The sequence below is a fragment of the Brevundimonas diminuta genome, from assembly GCF_050310045.1.
Taxonomy (GTDB): Bacteria; Pseudomonadota; Alphaproteobacteria; order Caulobacterales; family Caulobacteraceae; genus Brevundimonas; species Brevundimonas diminuta_F.
On record NZ_CP190005.1, the window covers coordinates 2,150,976 to 2,166,540 of the forward strand.

Sequence of the window (15,565 nt, forward strand, 5' to 3'; positions counted from 1 at the left end):
TCAATTACGGAAACGCCTGTCATGACCGCCGCTGCTGATCCCGTCGTCATCTGCTCCTTCGCCCGCACCCCGATGGGCGGCTTCCAGGGCGCGCTGTCGCCGGTCAAGGCGACCGATCTGGGCGCCGCCGCCGTCAAGGCCGCTGTCGAGCGCGCAGGCGTCGCGCCTGAAAAGGTCGAGCAGATCTTCATGGGCTGCGTCCTGCCTGCCGGTCTGGGCCAGGCGCCCGCGCGTCAGGCCGCCATCGGCGCGGGTCTCGGCAAGCACGTCGAGGCGACGACCGTGAACAAGATGTGCGGCTCGGGCCTGCAATCGGCGATGATGGCGCACGACGCCCTGCTGGCGGGCACGGCTGACGTCATCGTCGCGGGCGGCATGGAGTCGATGACCGGCGCGCCCTATCTGATGAACAAGCACCGCGGCGGCGCCCGCATCGGCCACGACGTCATCGTCGACTCCATGATGATGGACGGCCTTGAAGACGCCTATTCCCCCGGCAAGGCCATGGGAGTCTTCGCCGAAGACGCGGCCGCCCAGTATCAGTTCACCCGCGAACAGATGGACGAATACGCCATCGAAAGCCTGACCCGCGCCAAGGCCGCCATCGCCTCGGGCGCCTTCAAGGCCGAGATCGTTCCGGTTGAAGTGTCCACCCGCAAAGGCCCGGTGACGGTCAGCGAGGACGAACAGCCCGGCAAGGCCGATCCGGCCAAGATCCCGACGCTGCGCCCCGCCTTCGTCAAGGACGGCGCGATCACCGCCGCCAACTCCAGTTCCATCTCCGACGGCGCGGCCGCCATGGTCATGACGCGCGAAAGCACGGCCAAGGCGCTGGGCCTGCCCATCGTCGCCCGCGTGGTCAGCCACGCCGCCCACGCCCATGAGCCGGGCCTGTTCACCACCGCCCCCGTCCCCGCCATGCAGAAGGCGCTGAAGAAGGCGGGCTGGTCGGTCGAGGATGTCGACCTGTGGGAGGTCAATGAGGCCTTCGCCGTCGTCGCCATGATCGCCCAGAAGGAGCTGGGCATCGACCGCGCCAAGCTGAACGTCAACGGCGGCGCCACAGCGCTGGGCCACCCCATCGGCGCATCGGGCGCGCGCATCCTGTCCACCCTGCTGGCGGCGCTGCAGACGCGCGGCGGCAAGAAGGGCGTGGCGTCGCTGTGCATCGGCGGCGGCGAGGCCGTAGCCATGGCGGTGGAACTGGTCTGAAGCTGCAGCGTTGTGGCGACACAATCCCTGCTAGTGGAGCGCTTCCTTTGAAACTGCCGACCCTCTTCGCCGCCGGCGTCGCCGCCTTAAGCCTTTCCGCCTGCGCTACCGCACAGGCCGAAGGCGTAACGGGTCAGGCCGGTCAGGCGGGCTCCGCCGATCTGAAGGCCTTCCCGGCCGCAACAGCTGGCCAAACCCGCCATGTCATCAACCTGCCCGCCCATTCGGACGAGGACGCGCTGAAGGTCGAACTGATCCTCGGCAAGACCAAGACCGTGGATTGCAACCATCAGTTCTTCGGCGGCGAGTTGCAGACCCGCACGGCGCAGGGCTGGGGTTATGACTACTATGTCCTGCCTGCGCTCGGCGCCGGGGCCAGCACCCTGATGGGCTGCCCGCCCGGTTCAGAGCATCAGGCCTTTGTGACGACGCAGGAACAGCCGCTGATCCGCTACAACTCGCGTCTGCCGGTCGTGGTCTACGCCCCGTCGGACGTCGAGGTGCGCTATCGCGTATGGCGCGCGGGCGAGACCCAGACGGCGCGCTGATCCGCACCGTCCATTGCGATCAGATGCGGGCGTCGGTCAGCCTCGACCGGCGCCCATTCTGTTTGACGCCCGTCACGTCTACACGCGCCGCGTCTGTCCGCATCGCGCCGCATCAGCGAAGCCAGTGAGGCGCATCCGGCGCTCAGGACGATCATGAATCCAAACCTGCTTTTGCGAACTAGTTGCAGGTTTGCGCAGAGTCGGCCTTCGTGCAAGCGTCCACCTCAATTTCCTGGAGAGTCGCCATGCGCGAAGACGGCAAGCTGGATTATCTCGAACTGCCCGCGACGGACCTGACGGCGCACAAAGCCTTTTACTCTGAGGCGTTCGGCTGGCGCTTTCAGGACTACGGCCCGGCCTATGCGGCTTTCAGCGAAGGGCTGGACGGCGGTTTCACGCCCGACGCCATGACGCCCAAGCCCCTGCCCATCCTCTACGCCCACGATCTGGAGGCGATGCAGGCCAGGGTCGAGGCGGCGGGCGGCGCCGTCACCCACCCCATCTTCGCCTTCCCCGGCGGACGACGCTTCCACTTCCGCGACCCGTCCGGCAACGAACTGGCGGTCTGGTCGGAAAACTAGGCCCTATTTCGGGTCCACGGTCTGGGCGATGCGTTCGGCCTCGTCACGCTCGGCGCCATCGGCGGCCATCACCCAGACGTGGATCTCATTCGGCTCGACCGGGCGCTGGAACAGGTGCTCCATCGCCACACGGCGCGCGCCGTCCGGCACGATGATCGAGACGCGCCCGCCCACCGTCACCTGCTCGCCCTCATAGATGGGGAACTGCGACGACGGTCCGGTGTAGATCATCAGATAGGTCTTGGCGCCCTTGCGCACGGAATAGACGTGGGCGCCCGGCGCCGCGCGCCCCTCGACCATCTGGAAGCCCGTCGGCAGGTCGACCCTGAAGGGCAGGGCTGCGCGTCCCGCTACATCCAGTTGCGGGCTGGGCGCGGACCCCGCGCTGGCGGTCGAGCCTGATGTCGCAGGCGCACGCCGCCCGGCGACCGGAGCGTCTGCTGCGGCCGGAGCCGGACGCGAAGGCGCGGCCGAAGGCTGGGTTTGAGGCTGGGGCTGAGCTTGCGGTCGCGCCAGCGGCGTCGCGGGCGTAGCAGCCTGTGGCGCAGCAGTCTGAGGCCCTGGGTTCTGGGGCGCTGGGGTCTGGGGCGCAGCGACCGGGCCGCCGTTCAGCCGCCGGGTCAATTCCTCGATGCGGGCGCGCTCTGCGGGGTCCTGCTGTGCGTTTGCAGTCGCCGCAGACAGAACCAGGGGAGCGGCCATCGACAGGGCGAGTAATGCAGATTTCATGGCCCGACATTGACGCCGCGCGCCGCATCCGGTCAAGCGGCCATCTGATCGGCGATCACCCGCCGGGCAGTTCGACCCAGAAGGTCGCCCCCTCGCCGGGCGCTGAGATCACGCCGATCTCGCCGCCCTGAAGCTCGGTCAGCCGCTTGGCCAGGGCCAGGCCCACGCCGTGCCCCTCCACCGCCGAACGCTCCAGCCCCAGACGGTTGAACGGCTCGAACAACTGGGCCTGTTTCTCGTCCGACAGGCCGGGACCGCGATCGACGACCTCAATGCGGATTCTGTCGCCGCTCCATGTCGCACGCATCGTCACCTGACCGCCTGAAGCGGCATACTTCACCGCATTGCCTGCCAGATTGGCCAGCACCTGCGCCAGACGCTGCGAATCCGCCATCACCACCAGTTGATCGCCGATCGACGCGACCTCGATCTTCATCGCCGCAGCGGCCGGGTTCAGCAGCAGGCTGCGGCGCACATCCTCAAGCACGCCCATCACATCGGTGGGCCGCAGGTCGATGCGGATGTCCCCGCCCTCGGTGCGCGCCACGTCCAGCAGGTCATGGGCCAGAGCCTCGACCTGACGGGCCGTCTTCACCAGCATCTTCGCCATCTCGACCTGCTGCGGCGTCGTCTTGCCCAGATGACCGCCCGCCCACAGTTCGCCGATACCGATCACCCCGCCGATCGGGCTCTTGATCTCATGAGCCACATTGGCCAGCAGGCGGGACTTGGCCGCCGAGGCGCGCTCGGCCCGCATCCGCCCTTCGCGGGCGTGTTCGGCCAGACGGTCGCGCTCCTCCAGCAGGGCCGCCACCAGCAGCATCGGCATATAGCCCAGCAGCACCAGCAGTTGGCTCAGCAACACCCGTTCCGACGGGCCGAAGGCGTAATAGGGGCCGCTGCCCGCCATCGCCCCGCCGATCGCCATGACCGAGACGATCAGCAGACTCCATGCCATCCCCAGCACCCGGAACCTGATCGCCATCAGCACCAGCGGCGGCAACAACAGAAAGCCGTAAGGCAGGCTCAGATGTGAGAAAATGGCGTGGCAGGCCACGATGATCAGGGCGGTCAGCGCCACCCCCTCGGCCAGACGCGCGGGCCGACGCAGAACGTCCAGACATCCGCGCCGAAGCGACAGGCCGAAGACCCCCAACACGGCGAACCCAAGGGCATGGCTGATCCACCAGAAGCCCAGCGCTTCCAGCCATTGCACGCCGACAATGGCGTGCAGGCCGATGGCGCCGATCAGCGCAGAAGGGATCGGTGCGACGGCGCACACCATCAGAAACCGCATCAGTCCTTCAATGCTGTCGACCCGAAAGCTGGGCGACAGGCGCCGCGCCAAGACGACCGCCAGCACGATCTCCAGTACATCGGCGAAGGTCAGCAGCACCGCCACCGCCGGCCTCGCCCCGCCCATGAATTCGCCCGCCAGGATGGCCATGGCGATCATGGCCGCGAACCCGCTGTCATGTGTCAGACCCCGCGGCCCGCGCAACCACACGGCCAGCGCCGCGCCTCCCGCCCCCCACAGGCCGACGACAACGCCATTGAAACGGGCGAAGCTCACCGAAAGCACGACCAGCACCATCACCCCGACAACCGTCAGGATCGGCAGCAGCGGCTGCCGGAAATAGCCCCCGGCTCCCGGGGCGCGCGCAACAGCGGCAGAGGCCGCACGCGATGGCGCGGCGCCCGCATCTGTCCGATCGGCAGCGCGACTCATCATCATGATCTGGTCCACGAGACTAAACTGGCCGCGAACCCTGACCGAGCTTCCTAAATAACCTCTGAAGTCAGGAGGCGACGTCCGGCGCCCCTTCCAGCGCCGCGTCGAACGCCCGCATCGCCGCCGCCGGTCCCTGCGGATGCGCCCAGACCCCGGCGCTGACGGCCACGAAGTCCGCGCCCGCCGCCGCGATGGCCCCGGCGTTCTCAGGGGTAACGCCCCCGATGGCGACGCAGGGGATCTCCATCGTCTCCTGCCAGATGGTCAGGATTTCAGGCTCCGCATGATGGACCACATCCTTGGTCTGCGTGGGGAAGAAGGCGCCGAAGGCGACATAGTCCGCTCCGCCCTCAGCCGCTTCCATCGCCAGATGGCGGCTGTCGTGGCAGGTGACGCCGATCATCGCGTCCGGCCCCATGATGCGCCGCGCCTCGGCCAGAGAGGCGTCTTCCTGCCCCACATGCACGCCGTCGCAGCCGGTCGCCCGCGCCAAATCCGGCCGATCGTTCAGGATCAGGGCCACGTCGTGCGCCTCACAGATCGGCTTCAACCGCGCCACGGCGGCGCGAATCGCATCGTCCGCAGCCTCTTTCAGGCGAATCTGCAGGGCGGCGCAGTCCCCGGCCGACAGGGCGGCCTCGAGACCGGCGGCGAAAGCCTCCAGATCCGGCAGGGCGGCGGGCGTGATCAGATACAGCCGGCAGGCCGGGCGGTCGGGAATTTGCGGTTGACGAGCCATGATCCTGCCCCTGCCCTTCGCCGTCGTCGCCGTCAATGTCGCATGACCATGCGAATGATTTGCACCCGCCTTTATAAATGGTATAGCGAGTTATTCTCAGTGATCTGTCGGGGCGTGGTCTTGTACGTCTGTAACTGTAACGGTCTTCGCCAACGCGATGTCGCCCTCGCCATCGAGGCGGGCGCCTGCCGTCCCAAGGACATCTTCGCCAGCCATCAGTGCGCGCCGCAATGCGCCAAATGCGTCTGCGAAATGCGCCAGATGATTCAGGAAACCCAGGCCGCCTTCGCTATCGCCGCCGAATAGAGGCGGATTTTGAAAGCGGATTTCACTCGCATTATCAATGCGGTGATAAGAACTCGCAAATAATCCACGGCGTTTCAGCCGTGTTATGAAGTCCTTACGGGCGGCCGAAAGGCCCTGTCGTCGCGCCGACGTCGCTTTCGCCGCCGCTGAAACAAGGACGACGATCATGAAGGGCGATCCCGCGATCATCCGCACCCTCAATGCGGTGCTGACCAACGAACTGACGGCGGTGAACCAGTATTTCCTGCACGCCCGCATGTTCGAAAGCTGGGGCCTCAGCCACCTCGGCAACGTCATCTACGAAGAATCGATCGGCGAGATGAAGCACGCCGACATGCTGATCAAACGCATCCTGTTCCTGGACGGCCTGCCCAATCTGCAGGACCTGCACAAGCTGAAGGTCGGCGAAGATCCGATCGAATGCCTGGGCGCCGACCTGCAGCTGGAAATCGACAGCCGCGCCGCCACCCGCGATGCCCTGACCCAGTGCGAGGAAGCCCGCGACTACGTCAGCCGCGACCTGCTGCTGAAGATCCTGGCCGACACCGAGGAGCACATCGACTTCCTCGAAAACCAGCAGAGCCTCATCAAGCTGATGGGCGCGCAGAACTATCTGCAGTCGGCGATGAAGGAAATCGTCACCGACGGCGCCGCCACGGGGAACTGACGCCTGCTGCTGCCGTCATCGTCGGGCCCGGCGCGATGATGACGGCATAGGGGGCGATCGCACGCGCCATTGCCCTTTTTCGGCTAATCCTCTAGGGCTCGCCGCGATTTGGCGCGCCTCGCTCTGGCGGTCGGCGCCTGCCGCCCCCCAGCAACGAGCCCTGTGGTTCTCATGAAAATCAACGCCAACACCATCAAGCCCGGCATGGTCCTGCAACACAATGGCGGCCTGTGGGTCGTCACCAAGGCCAGCCACGTCAAGCCCGGCAAGGGCGGCGCCTTCGCCAACGTCGAGGCCAAGAACCTCGAAACCGGCAACAAGCTGAACGAACGCTTCCGTTCTGAAGACAAGGTCGAGCGCGTCACGCTGGAACAGCGCGACTACTCCTACCTGTTCGACAACGGCGAAACCCTCGTCTTCATGGACGACGAGTCCTATGAGCAGATCGAACTGCAAAAGGGCTGGGTCGGCGAAGACCGCATCCCCTACCTTCAGGAAGGCATGAAGGTCATCATCGAGTCGCACGAGGAGCGCCCGATCGGTCTGGAACTGCCGGAACACGTCGTTCTGGAAGTCGTCGAGACCGAGCCGACCGTGAAGGGCCAGACCGCCTCGTCGTCCTACAAGCCCGCCAAGGCCTCGAACGGCATCCGCGTCATGATCCCGCCCTTCATGTCGACGGGCGAGAAGATCGTCGTGGACACCTCGACCGGCGAATACGTCCGCCGCGCGGACTAAAAAACACCGTCTTTCCCGGCCAAGGCCGGGCAAGCTAAGACTACAGGGGCGCGGATGGTCCGCGCCCCTTTTGCTTCTCCGTCCATCCGGGCCGCTGGCCTTTTAAGGATCGACGGATCAGGAGAACCGCCTATGGCCCTCGCTTCCGCCCTGCTCCAGGTCATGATGGACGCCGTCCGCAAGACCGCCCGCCCGATGCTCCGGGATTTCGGCGAGGTGTCCCAGCTGCAGGTGTCCCGCAAGGGCCCCGGCGACTTCGTCACCGCCGCCGACGTCAAGGCCGAGCAGACCCTGTTCGAACTGCTGCTGAAGGCCCGCCCCGGCTACGGCTTCCTGGGCGAAGAGCGCGGCATGATCGAGGGCACCGACAAGACCCACACCTGGATCGTCGACCCGATCGACGGCACCACAAACTTCATGCACGCCATGCCCCACTTCGCCATCACGGTGGGTCTGGAGCGCAAGCATCCCGACGGCACGTCCGAGATCGTGGCCTGCGTCACCTACAACCCGGTCATGAACGAGATGTTCTGGGCCGAAAAGGGCAAGGGCTGCTATCTGAACGACACGCGCATCCGCATCGCCGGGCGCGCCGACATGGCCGAGTGCCTGATCGCCACCGGCCTGCCCTTCATCGGCAAGACGGGCCACGGACAGGCCATCAAGGACATCCACGCCGTGGGCCAGCGCGTCGCGGGCATCCGCCGCCTGGGCGCCGCCTCGCTGGACTTCGCCTGGGTCGCCGCGGGCCGCTACGACGCCTATTTCGAGCGCAACCTGCAACCGTGGGACGTGGCGGCGGGCATCCTGCTGGTCACTGAGGCGGGCGGCGTCGTCACCACCATCGATCAGGACGGCGACCCGATGAGCGGCAAGCAGATCATCGCCGGCAACCCGGACATCCACGCCAAGCTGCGCAAGATCCTGCGCGAGGCGTGAGCCAAAAATCTCCCTCCCCTTCATGGGGAGGGTGGTTGAGCCCGAAAGGGCGAAACCGGGTGGGGGCGGCGCCGCTGACGTAGCGCCGCCTTCGTCATGTCTGGCTCCCCCCCTCCCCACCCGCTCGTCGCTGCGCGACGCCCCCCATGAAGAGGAGGGAGAAATCACGCGCCTGTCACGTCTGGCCCCTACCCTTCGCGCATGATCGCCGCCATCCTGACCGCCGTCCTCCTGTCATCGAGCCAACCGGCCATGTCCACGCCGCCCTCTGCCCCCGTCATCATCGCCCACAGGGGCGCTTCGGGCGAGCGGCCCGAACACACGCGCGCCGCCTATGAACTGGCTATCGAACAGGGCGCCGACTTTATCGAGCCGGATCTGGTCATGACCCGCGACGGCCATCTGGTCGTCCGCCACGAGAACGAGATCGGCGAGACCACCGACGTCGCCGACCGTCCCGAGTTCGCCCCGCGCCGCACCACCCGCGAGGTGGACGGCGTTCCCATCACCGGCTGGTTCACCGAAGACTTCACCCTGGCCGAGCTGAAGACCCTGCGCGCCCGCGAGCGCCTGCCCGCCCTGCGCCCGGCCTCGGCCGCCTTTGACGGTCAGGAGCCGATCCTGACCTTTGACGAGGTGGCGGCCATCGCCCGCGAAGGCGCCGCCCGCACCGGCCGCGTCATCGGCGTCGCGCCCGAACTGAAGCACCCCAGCCACTTCGCCGCTCTGGGCCTGCCGATGGAGGACGCCTTCGTCGCGGTGCTGGAGCGCCACGGTCTGACCGGCGCCGACGCCCCCATCCTGATCCAGTGCTTTGAGGTCGGGACTCTGGAGCGGTTGAAGGCGCGCATCGACGCTCCGCTGCTGCAACTGATGCAGGCGGGCGGCGGCCCCGCCGACCGACCCGGCGCTACCTATGCCGAAATGGCGACGCCGCAGGGGCTGGCGGAGATCGCCCGCTATGCCGAGGCCGTCGGGGCGCAGGATCTGATGGTCGTGCCGCGCGACGATGCGAGCCGCGCGCTGGAGGCGTCGTCTCTAACGAAGAACGCCCATGCGGCGGGCCTGAAGGTTGTGGTCTGGACCTTCAGGGCAGAGAACGTGTTCCTGCCCGCGCAGTATCGCACCGGCGACGCTCCCGCCGACCATGGCGACCTGACAGGGTGGCTGAAAGCCGTCTACGCGCTGGGCGTCGACGCCGTGTTCAGCGATTTTCCCGCCGCCGCCGTCAACGCACGCTGACACTTTTCCTCCCCATGCAATGGGGAGGGGGACCGCGAAGCGGTGGAGGGGTTGAGACAGCGGAACCAAGCCACCCCTCCGTCACGTCGCCTATGGCTCCGCGCCACCTTCCCATTGCATGGGGAGGAGAGGGTTCGCGTCAGGTTCCCTGAAACTGCAGCTTGGCCAGACGCGCATACAGCCCGCCCTTGGCCGTCAACTCGGCGTGCGTGCCTTCCTCGACAACCTGACCGCCGTCCATGACCACGATGCGGTCGGCGCGCAGCACGGTCGCCAGACGGTGGGCGATGACCAGTGTGGTGCGCGCCTCCATGGCTTGATCCAGCGCGGCCTGCACCAGACGCTCGTTCTCGGCGTCCAGCGCGCTGGTCGCCTCGTCCAGCAGCAGGATCGGCGCCTCGCGCACCAGAGCCCGCGCGATAGCCAGACGCTGGCGCTGGCCGCCCGACAGGCTCTTGCCGCGCTCGCCCAGAGGCGTCTCGAAACCTTCCGGCAGGGCGTCGATGAAGCTCAGCGCCTGCGCCTCGGCGGCGACGGCGCGGGCTTCCTCCAGCGTGGCGGCCTCGCGGCCGAAGCGGATGTTCTCCAGCGCCGAGCCCGAGAACAGCGGCGCCTCCTGCGACACCCAGGCGAAGCGGTTGCGCACGTCGACCGGATCGGCCGCCCGCACGTCCATGCCGTCCACCGACACCAGACCGGACTGCGGATCATAGAAGCGCAGCAGCAGGCGGAAGACCGTCGACTTGCCCGCCCCCGACGGCCCGACCAGGGCCACCGTCTCGCCCGGCCGCACGGTCAGGCTGAAACCTTTCAGCGCCGGCAGGTCGGGACGGCCCGGATAGGCGAAGTCCACCGCCGACATCGACACCTCGCCGCGCGGCGGTTGAGGCAGGGCGACCGGGCTGGCGGGCGGGGCGATGGCGGGGGTCGCCCGCATCAGTTCGTCGATCCGCTCCATGGCGCCCGCCGCCTTCTGCACGTCGCCCCAGCTTTCGCCGAGCGCGCCGACCGCGCCCGCCGCGAACACCGACAGCAGGACGAACTGCAACAAGGCGCCCGGCGTCATGGTCCCGGCGATCACATCCTGCGCGCCCAGCCACAGCACCAGCGTCACGCCGCCGAACATCACCATGATGATCATGGCGGTCATCACGCCGCGCGCCCGCATCCGCTTCAGCGAGACGGCGAACGCCTCTTCCACCGCCGCGCCGAAGCGGCCAATGGCGCTCTTTTCGCGGCCGAAGGCCTGAACCGTCTCGATGGCGTCGACGCTTTCGCCGGCGAAGCCCACGGCCCCGGCGAAGGTGTCCTGCGACTGCACCGTCAGGCGGCGCACCACCCGGCCGAACAGGAACAGCGGCACGATCAGCACCGGCACGATCAGCAGCACGAAACCGGTCAGCTTGGGACTGACGAAGAACAGCAGGATCACCCCGCCGATCAGGGTCAGGAAGTTCCGCAGCGCATAGCTGACCGAGGTGGTCAGCAGCGTGTCGACCAACTGGATATCCGTCGTCAGGCGCGACAGCACCTCGCCCGTCCGCATATGGGCGAAGAAGACCGGGTCCAGCGTCAGGATGCGCTGGAACAACGCCGTGCGCAGATCAGCGATGATCCGCTCGCCCGTCTTGGTGACGTAGAAATAGCGAAGCGCCGTCGCCAGCCCCAGCACCACGGCGTTGAGGCCCAGGATCAGGAACCACCGATCAATGTCGGCGCCGCCGTTCTCGAACCCGTGGTCGATGGCGCCGCGCGCCGTCGCTGTCAGCGCCAGCGAGGCCGCTGTCGAACCGATCAGCCAGACGCAGGCGATGGCCGCGTCCATCTTGTGCCGGGCCAGGAACGGCAGCAACCGGCCCAGCGGGCGGATGTTGCGGCTCTTGGCGCGCTTGCCGCCCGCTTCATCCATCTGTTCGGCCAGAACGGCCCCGGCGCCGGGGCGACCTGTCGGTTGGGCGTGACGTTGAGGTTCAGCGTGGGTCATGGTCGCGCTCTTGCCCCGGAACGCCCCCCGGTGTAAACGCCGCCCCTCGCTCCCGTCGCGCCTCGCGGCGGGATTCTCTATTTACGCGCAGTGACGGTCGGCATCGTCGTCGCGCAGAGACGGACAAGATCGATGAAAGCGGACACGCACCCCGACTACCACTTCATCACCGTGACCATGGTGGATGGAACGACCTATCAGACCCGTTCGACCTACGGCAAAGAAGGCGCCACGCTGAACCTCGACATCGATCCGTCGACGCACCCGGCCTGGACCGGCGGCAACCAGCACCTGATGGACCGCGGCGGCCGCGTCTCGCGCTTCAACAACAAGTTCGGCGGCTTCATCAAGAAGTAAGCCACGCTTGCTGCGACAAGTTCGCCACAAAAGCGTCGGTCCTCGGGCCGGCGCTTTTTTGTTATCCGGAACGCCGGTAATATCAGCGCGTTCGATCACCCGGGGCGCAGACGCTGTGTCTGAGCCGATATCGGACCTTATGAGTTTCAAACGATGAACCGACGGGAATTGGGCCTTGGCGTCGCCACGACGACCCTGACGCTGGCTGCGGCCTCCGGCGCCCTGGCGCAGACGCGCACCACCGATCCCCAGATCTTCATCGCGGGCTTCGACGCGCAGGCAGGCCGCCTGCCCGCCGCCCAGCAGGCCGGGGTGCGCGCAGTCTATCAACTGACCGAAGGCAAGCCGATCTGGACCGTTGATCGCCTGCGCATCCTGCAGGAAATCGCGCAGGGCGCCGAACGTCACGGCCTCGCCCCCGGCGACTTCTTCGACTTCGTCGGTCTGGCCGCTGATCGCGAAACGGCCGAGATCCGCTCCACCGCCGCCGCCCTGGCCTACGCCAAGGTGCTGGCCGAGGGCCGCGTCCGGCCCGAGACGGTCGAAGAGCTATGGGAGATGCAGAAGAACAGCGTCGACCTGCCGCGCGGTCTGGTCGACGCCGTGTCCGCCAACAAACTCAGCGAGTGGTTCGACGCCCTGCCGCCGACGGATCTGGGCTACACCAATCTGTCGGCCGGTTACGCCCGCTATCGCCGCATCGCGCGTCAGGGCGGCTGGCCCGCCTTCCGCGTGGGCGGCACGATCGAGCCGGGAACCAGCGACCCGCGCATTCCGGCCCTGACCGCTCGCCTGGCCGCCGAAGGCGACCTGAGCGCGGCCAACGCCCAGCGCCTGAAGGGCAACCTGTCCTATGGCCCCGAACTGGAGCAGGCGGTGCGCAGCTTCCAGACCCGCCACGGTCTGGGCGCCGATGGCCGCATCGGCGGCGCCACCCAGCGCTCGCTGACCGCCACGGCCGAGGACCGCGCCCGCCAGATCGCCCTGAACCTGGAGCGCCGCCGCTGGCTGAAGCGCGACCTGAATCCCGAGCGGATCGAGGTCAACACCGCCGCCGCCATCATGGTCTACTGGAAGGACGGCAAGCCGGTTCACTCCAACCGCGTCGTCGTCGGCACCGCCGCCAACCAGACGCCCAGCCTTGAAAAACCCTTCGCCTCGGTCGTGGCCAATCCGCCGTGGACCGTGCCCATGGGCATCGCGCGCCGCGAAATCCTGCCCAAGGGCCCCGGCTATCTCGCGGCCAACGACATGTACGTCAACGCCGACGGCTGGGTGGTCCAGCGCGCCGGGCCGAAGTCGTCGCTGGGCAATGTGAAGTTCGAGCTTCAGGACAGCTACGCCATCTTCCTGCACGACACCCCGGCGCGGGGCGCCTTCAACCTGTCGGTGCGCCAGCGCAGCCACGGTTGCGTGCGGGTGCAGGACGCCATCGGCTTCGCCCGCCTGCTGCTGTCGCCCGATCCCGAACGGCTGGCCATATTCGACGCGGCCCAGGCCAGCGGCGAGACCAAGCGCGTGACCACGGGCCGCAACATCGGCGTGCGCCTGCTGTACTGGACCGCCTTCGTCGACGGTCAGGGCCGCGTCGCCTTCCGCGAGGACGTCTACAAGCGCGACGCCAAGCTGGCCGATGCGTTGGGTATCGCCGTCAACCTGCCGCAGGTCGTCGCCGACGCCCCGATCGACCCGAATGAAGTGACACCGTAAGGAACTGCGCCCCTCTTCCCTCCCCCCTTTGTGGGGAGGGGGACCGCGTAGCGGTGGAGGGGTTAGGTCAGCGGAACCCGGCAGCCCCTCCGTCTCGTCGGCTGCGCCGCCGATCCCCCCCCATGAAATGGGGAGGTGAACCTCAGCCGAACGCCGCGCGCAGCATATCCATCTGGCTCTGCACCGGATTCTCCGGCGGGGTCGCCGGTTCGACATACATCTGGCGATCCAGATGCAGGACGCGATCGTACAGCTTCTCGGCCCGTACGGCATATTCGATCAGGGCGATGGGCAGGTCGCCGCGACGCGGCTCCGTCTCCATACGGCGGTCGGCCAGACGATAGCGCGGATCCCCCGCCGCCTCTGCGCTCATGTCCTGTTCACGCACGGCGCGCTGGACCAGCAGCCATGAGGCGATCTGCATCAGCCGCGTCGTCAGCTTCATGCTCTCGCCCGCATAGGACAGGGCGGCCGCGCGCGACAGCAGGCGTGAATCCTGACGCCCGTCGCCGTCGAGATAGGCGGCTGTCTCTTCGACCAGCTCCATGCCTTCGCGGAAGGTGCGCTCGAACAGCTCAGAGCGCGCGAAGTTCAGCACCTCGGCGCTCGGGAGGCCCGCCGGAGTCGGTTTGGCTTCGATGGCGGTCACGGGCGTCTATCCATGAATCTCATGCATCCGCAGGGTGCAATCGTCATGCCATGTAAACTGTCCCTGCGGGAGAGGTGCAAACAAACCGCCCCCAGGTTGAAACTCAGCGGAAGTTGAACAGGGCGTCGGCGGCGCTGCGCTGCGAGGACTTTCCGTCGATCGCGGCGCGCGACCGGGCGATCTCGGCCTCAAGGGCGGCGATCCGCTCCTGAAGTTCGTCGACGGCGTAAAGGTCCAGGTCTTCGCGGCCCAGGGCGGTGATGGCCTCGCCGCGCTGCGGCCGGGGCTCCAGATCTTCAAAACTCATCCTCGCCTCCTTGGCCATCTCAGGCATGAACCCTTAAGTGAACGCCGCATTGATCCCGAATGCAAGCCAAGGGAGCCGCCATGTCCGCCGCCGCATCAGCCGCCATGCAAGCCATTGAAATCAAAAACGGACGCGGCCCGGCCGACGCCCTGTGCCTGACGACACGGCCCCTGCCCGATCCCGGCCCTGGTGAAATCCGCATCCGCGTACGGGCGGCGGGCGTGAACCGTCCCGACATCGTCCAGCGCGAAGGCCGCTATCCGCCCCCGCCGGGCGCCCCCGACATTCTGGGGCTGGAGGTCGCGGGCGAGGTCGACGCCGTGGGCGAAGGCGTGACGCGCTGGACGGTCGGCGACCGGGTCTGCGCCCTGCTGGGCGGCGGCGGATACGCCGAATACGCCGTGGTCGACGCCCGGCACGCCCTGCCGATTCCCGAACGTCTGGACTTCACTCAGGCCGCCGCACTGCCCGAGACCGCCTTCACCGTCTTCGCCAACGTCTTCGAGGGCGGCGGTCTGAAGGCGGGCGAGACCCTGCTGATCCACGGCGCCACCAGCGGCATCGGCGTCATCGCCATCCAGATGGCCAAGGCGGCGGGCGCCCGCGTCATCGCCACGTCTCGCGGCGCCGCCAAGGCTGAGGCCGCCCGCGCCTTGGGCGCCGATGTCAGTCTGGACGCGACCGAACACGACCTGGCCGCCGCCATTCAGGCCGAGGGCGGGGCCGATGTGGTGCTGGACATGGTCGGCGCCGCCTATGCCGAACTGAACCTCAACGCCTTGAAACCCGGCGGGCGCTGGGTGGTGATCGCCACCCTGACCGGAGCGAAGGCCGAGGTCGACCTGATGCGGATCATGCTGAAGCGCATCGTCCTGACCGGCTCGACCCTGCGCAGCCGCCCGGCCGATGAAAAGGCCCGTCTCGCCGCCGCCGTCGAGGCGACGGTCTGGCCGTGGGTCGCATCCGGCGCCGTTAAGGCTCAGGTCGAGACGACCTTCACGCTGGCCGAAGCCGCCGCCGCCCACGCCCATCTGGAAGCGGGCACCCATGTAGGCAAGGTGATGCTGCTGCCCTGAAACAGAAAGGGCGGGAAGCCGAAGCCTCCCGCCCTCTCATGATCCAGTG

17 protein-coding genes are annotated in these 15,565 nt (G+C 67.6%); 11 read left to right on the forward strand and 6 right to left on the reverse strand.

The genetic code is table 11. The features are described 5' to 3' along the window. Positions 1-21: 21 nt before the first annotated feature. The 3 genes from ACORJG_RS10425 (at position 22) to ACORJG_RS10435 (ending at position 2,341) form a co-directional block, all read left to right on the forward strand. Entirely contained in the window at positions 22-1,212 is a 1,191-nt protein-coding gene (locus ACORJG_RS10425) for a thiolase family protein (protein ID WP_427788964.1), read from the forward strand. A 47-nt stretch (positions 1,213-1,259) separates the two neighbouring features. Beyond that, entirely contained in the window at positions 1,260-1,760 is a 501-nt protein-coding gene (eco, locus tag ACORJG_RS10430) for a serine protease inhibitor ecotin (RefSeq protein WP_427788965.1), read from the forward strand. 245 nt (positions 1,761-2,005) lie between these two features. Then, complete coding sequence (locus ACORJG_RS10435; protein ID WP_427788966.1) at positions 2,006-2,341, forward strand: VOC family protein; 336 nt, start codon at positions 2,006-2,008, stop codon at positions 2,339-2,341. A gap of 3 nt (positions 2,342-2,344) precedes the next feature. On the opposite strand, the gene ACORJG_RS10440 is transcribed toward ACORJG_RS10435, so the two are convergent. From ACORJG_RS10440 to thiE, 3 genes are all read right to left on the reverse strand, one after another. Further along, positions 2,345-3,070 carry a hypothetical protein gene (locus ACORJG_RS10440; RefSeq protein ID WP_427788967.1) on the reverse strand — a complete coding sequence of 242 codons (726 nt, stop codon included), beginning with the start codon at positions 3,068-3,070 and terminating at the stop codon, positions 2,345-2,347. A gap of 55 nt (positions 3,071-3,125) precedes the next feature. Continuing rightward, a complete protein-coding gene (locus ACORJG_RS10445) occupies positions 3,126-4,805 on the reverse strand; it encodes an ATP-binding protein (RefSeq protein ID WP_427788968.1) in 1,680 nt (559 codons plus the stop codon). A gap of 64 nt (positions 4,806-4,869) precedes the next feature. Then, entirely contained in the window at positions 4,870-5,541 is a 672-nt protein-coding gene (gene thiE, locus ACORJG_RS10450; protein ID WP_427788969.1) for a thiamine phosphate synthase, read from the reverse strand. A 120-nt stretch (positions 5,542-5,661) separates the two neighbouring features. Here thiE and ACORJG_RS10455 point away from each other — a divergent pair, with 120 nt between their 5' ends. The 5 genes from ACORJG_RS10455 (at position 5,662) to ACORJG_RS10475 (ending at position 9,433) form a co-directional block, all read left to right on the forward strand. Continuing rightward, a complete protein-coding gene (locus tag ACORJG_RS10455; protein WP_427793016.1) occupies positions 5,662-5,847 on the forward strand; it encodes a (2Fe-2S)-binding protein in 186 nt (61 codons plus the stop codon). 166 nt (positions 5,848-6,013) lie between these two features. After that, positions 6,014-6,514 carry a bacterioferritin gene (bfr, locus tag ACORJG_RS10460; RefSeq protein ID WP_346530964.1) on the forward strand — a complete coding sequence of 167 codons (501 nt, stop codon included), beginning with the start codon at positions 6,014-6,016 and terminating at the stop codon, positions 6,512-6,514. A gap of 171 nt (positions 6,515-6,685) precedes the next feature. After that, the gene (gene efp / locus ACORJG_RS10465; RefSeq protein ID WP_346530965.1) at positions 6,686-7,252 is read left to right on the forward strand and encodes an elongation factor P; all 567 of its coding nucleotides are present in this window, start codon (positions 6,686-6,688) and stop codon (positions 7,250-7,252) included. 132 nt (positions 7,253-7,384) lie between these two features. After that, entirely contained in the window at positions 7,385-8,191 is an 807-nt protein-coding gene (locus ACORJG_RS10470; protein ID WP_427788970.1) for an inositol monophosphatase family protein, read from the forward strand. A 201-nt stretch (positions 8,192-8,392) separates the two neighbouring features. After that, on the forward strand, positions 8,393-9,433 hold the full coding sequence (locus ACORJG_RS10475; RefSeq protein ID WP_427788971.1) for a glycerophosphodiester phosphodiesterase: 1,041 nt from the start codon (positions 8,393-8,395) through the stop codon (positions 9,431-9,433). Between the two features lie 139 nt (positions 9,434-9,572). Here ACORJG_RS10475 and ACORJG_RS10480 read toward each other — a convergent pair whose 3' ends face one another. After that, positions 9,573-11,417 (reverse strand): ABC transporter transmembrane domain-containing protein, encoded by a 1,845-nt coding sequence (locus ACORJG_RS10480; RefSeq protein WP_427788972.1) that lies wholly within the window; start codon positions 11,415-11,417, stop codon positions 9,573-9,575. Between the two features lie 132 nt (positions 11,418-11,549). On the opposite strand from ACORJG_RS10480, the gene rpmE reads away from it, so the two are divergent. Both rpmE and ACORJG_RS10490 read left to right on the forward strand, forming a co-directional pair. Then, a complete protein-coding gene (gene rpmE / locus ACORJG_RS10485; protein ID WP_346528965.1) occupies positions 11,550-11,774 on the forward strand; it encodes a 50S ribosomal protein L31 in 225 nt (74 codons plus the stop codon). A gap of 153 nt (positions 11,775-11,927) precedes the next feature. Further along, entirely contained in the window at positions 11,928-13,484 is a 1,557-nt protein-coding gene (locus ACORJG_RS10490; protein ID WP_427788973.1) for a L,D-transpeptidase family protein, read from the forward strand. 142 nt (positions 13,485-13,626) lie between these two features. On the opposite strand, the gene ACORJG_RS10495 is transcribed toward ACORJG_RS10490, so the two are convergent. Together ACORJG_RS10495 and ACORJG_RS10500 are read right to left on the reverse strand one after the other, a co-directional pair. After that, positions 13,627-14,133, reverse strand: coding sequence for a DUF1465 family protein (locus tag ACORJG_RS10495; RefSeq protein WP_427788974.1), 507 nt, complete (start codon positions 14,131-14,133; stop codon positions 13,627-13,629). Between the two features lie 103 nt (positions 14,134-14,236). Continuing rightward, positions 14,237-14,440, reverse strand: coding sequence for a DUF1192 domain-containing protein (locus ACORJG_RS10500; protein ID WP_346528963.1), 204 nt, complete (start codon positions 14,438-14,440; stop codon positions 14,237-14,239). A 104-nt stretch (positions 14,441-14,544) separates the two neighbouring features. On the opposite strand from ACORJG_RS10500, the gene ACORJG_RS10505 reads away from it, so the two are divergent. Next, a complete protein-coding gene (locus ACORJG_RS10505) occupies positions 14,545-15,516 on the forward strand; it encodes an NAD(P)H-quinone oxidoreductase (protein WP_427793018.1) in 972 nt (323 codons plus the stop codon). Positions 15,517-15,565 lie beyond the last annotated feature (49 nt).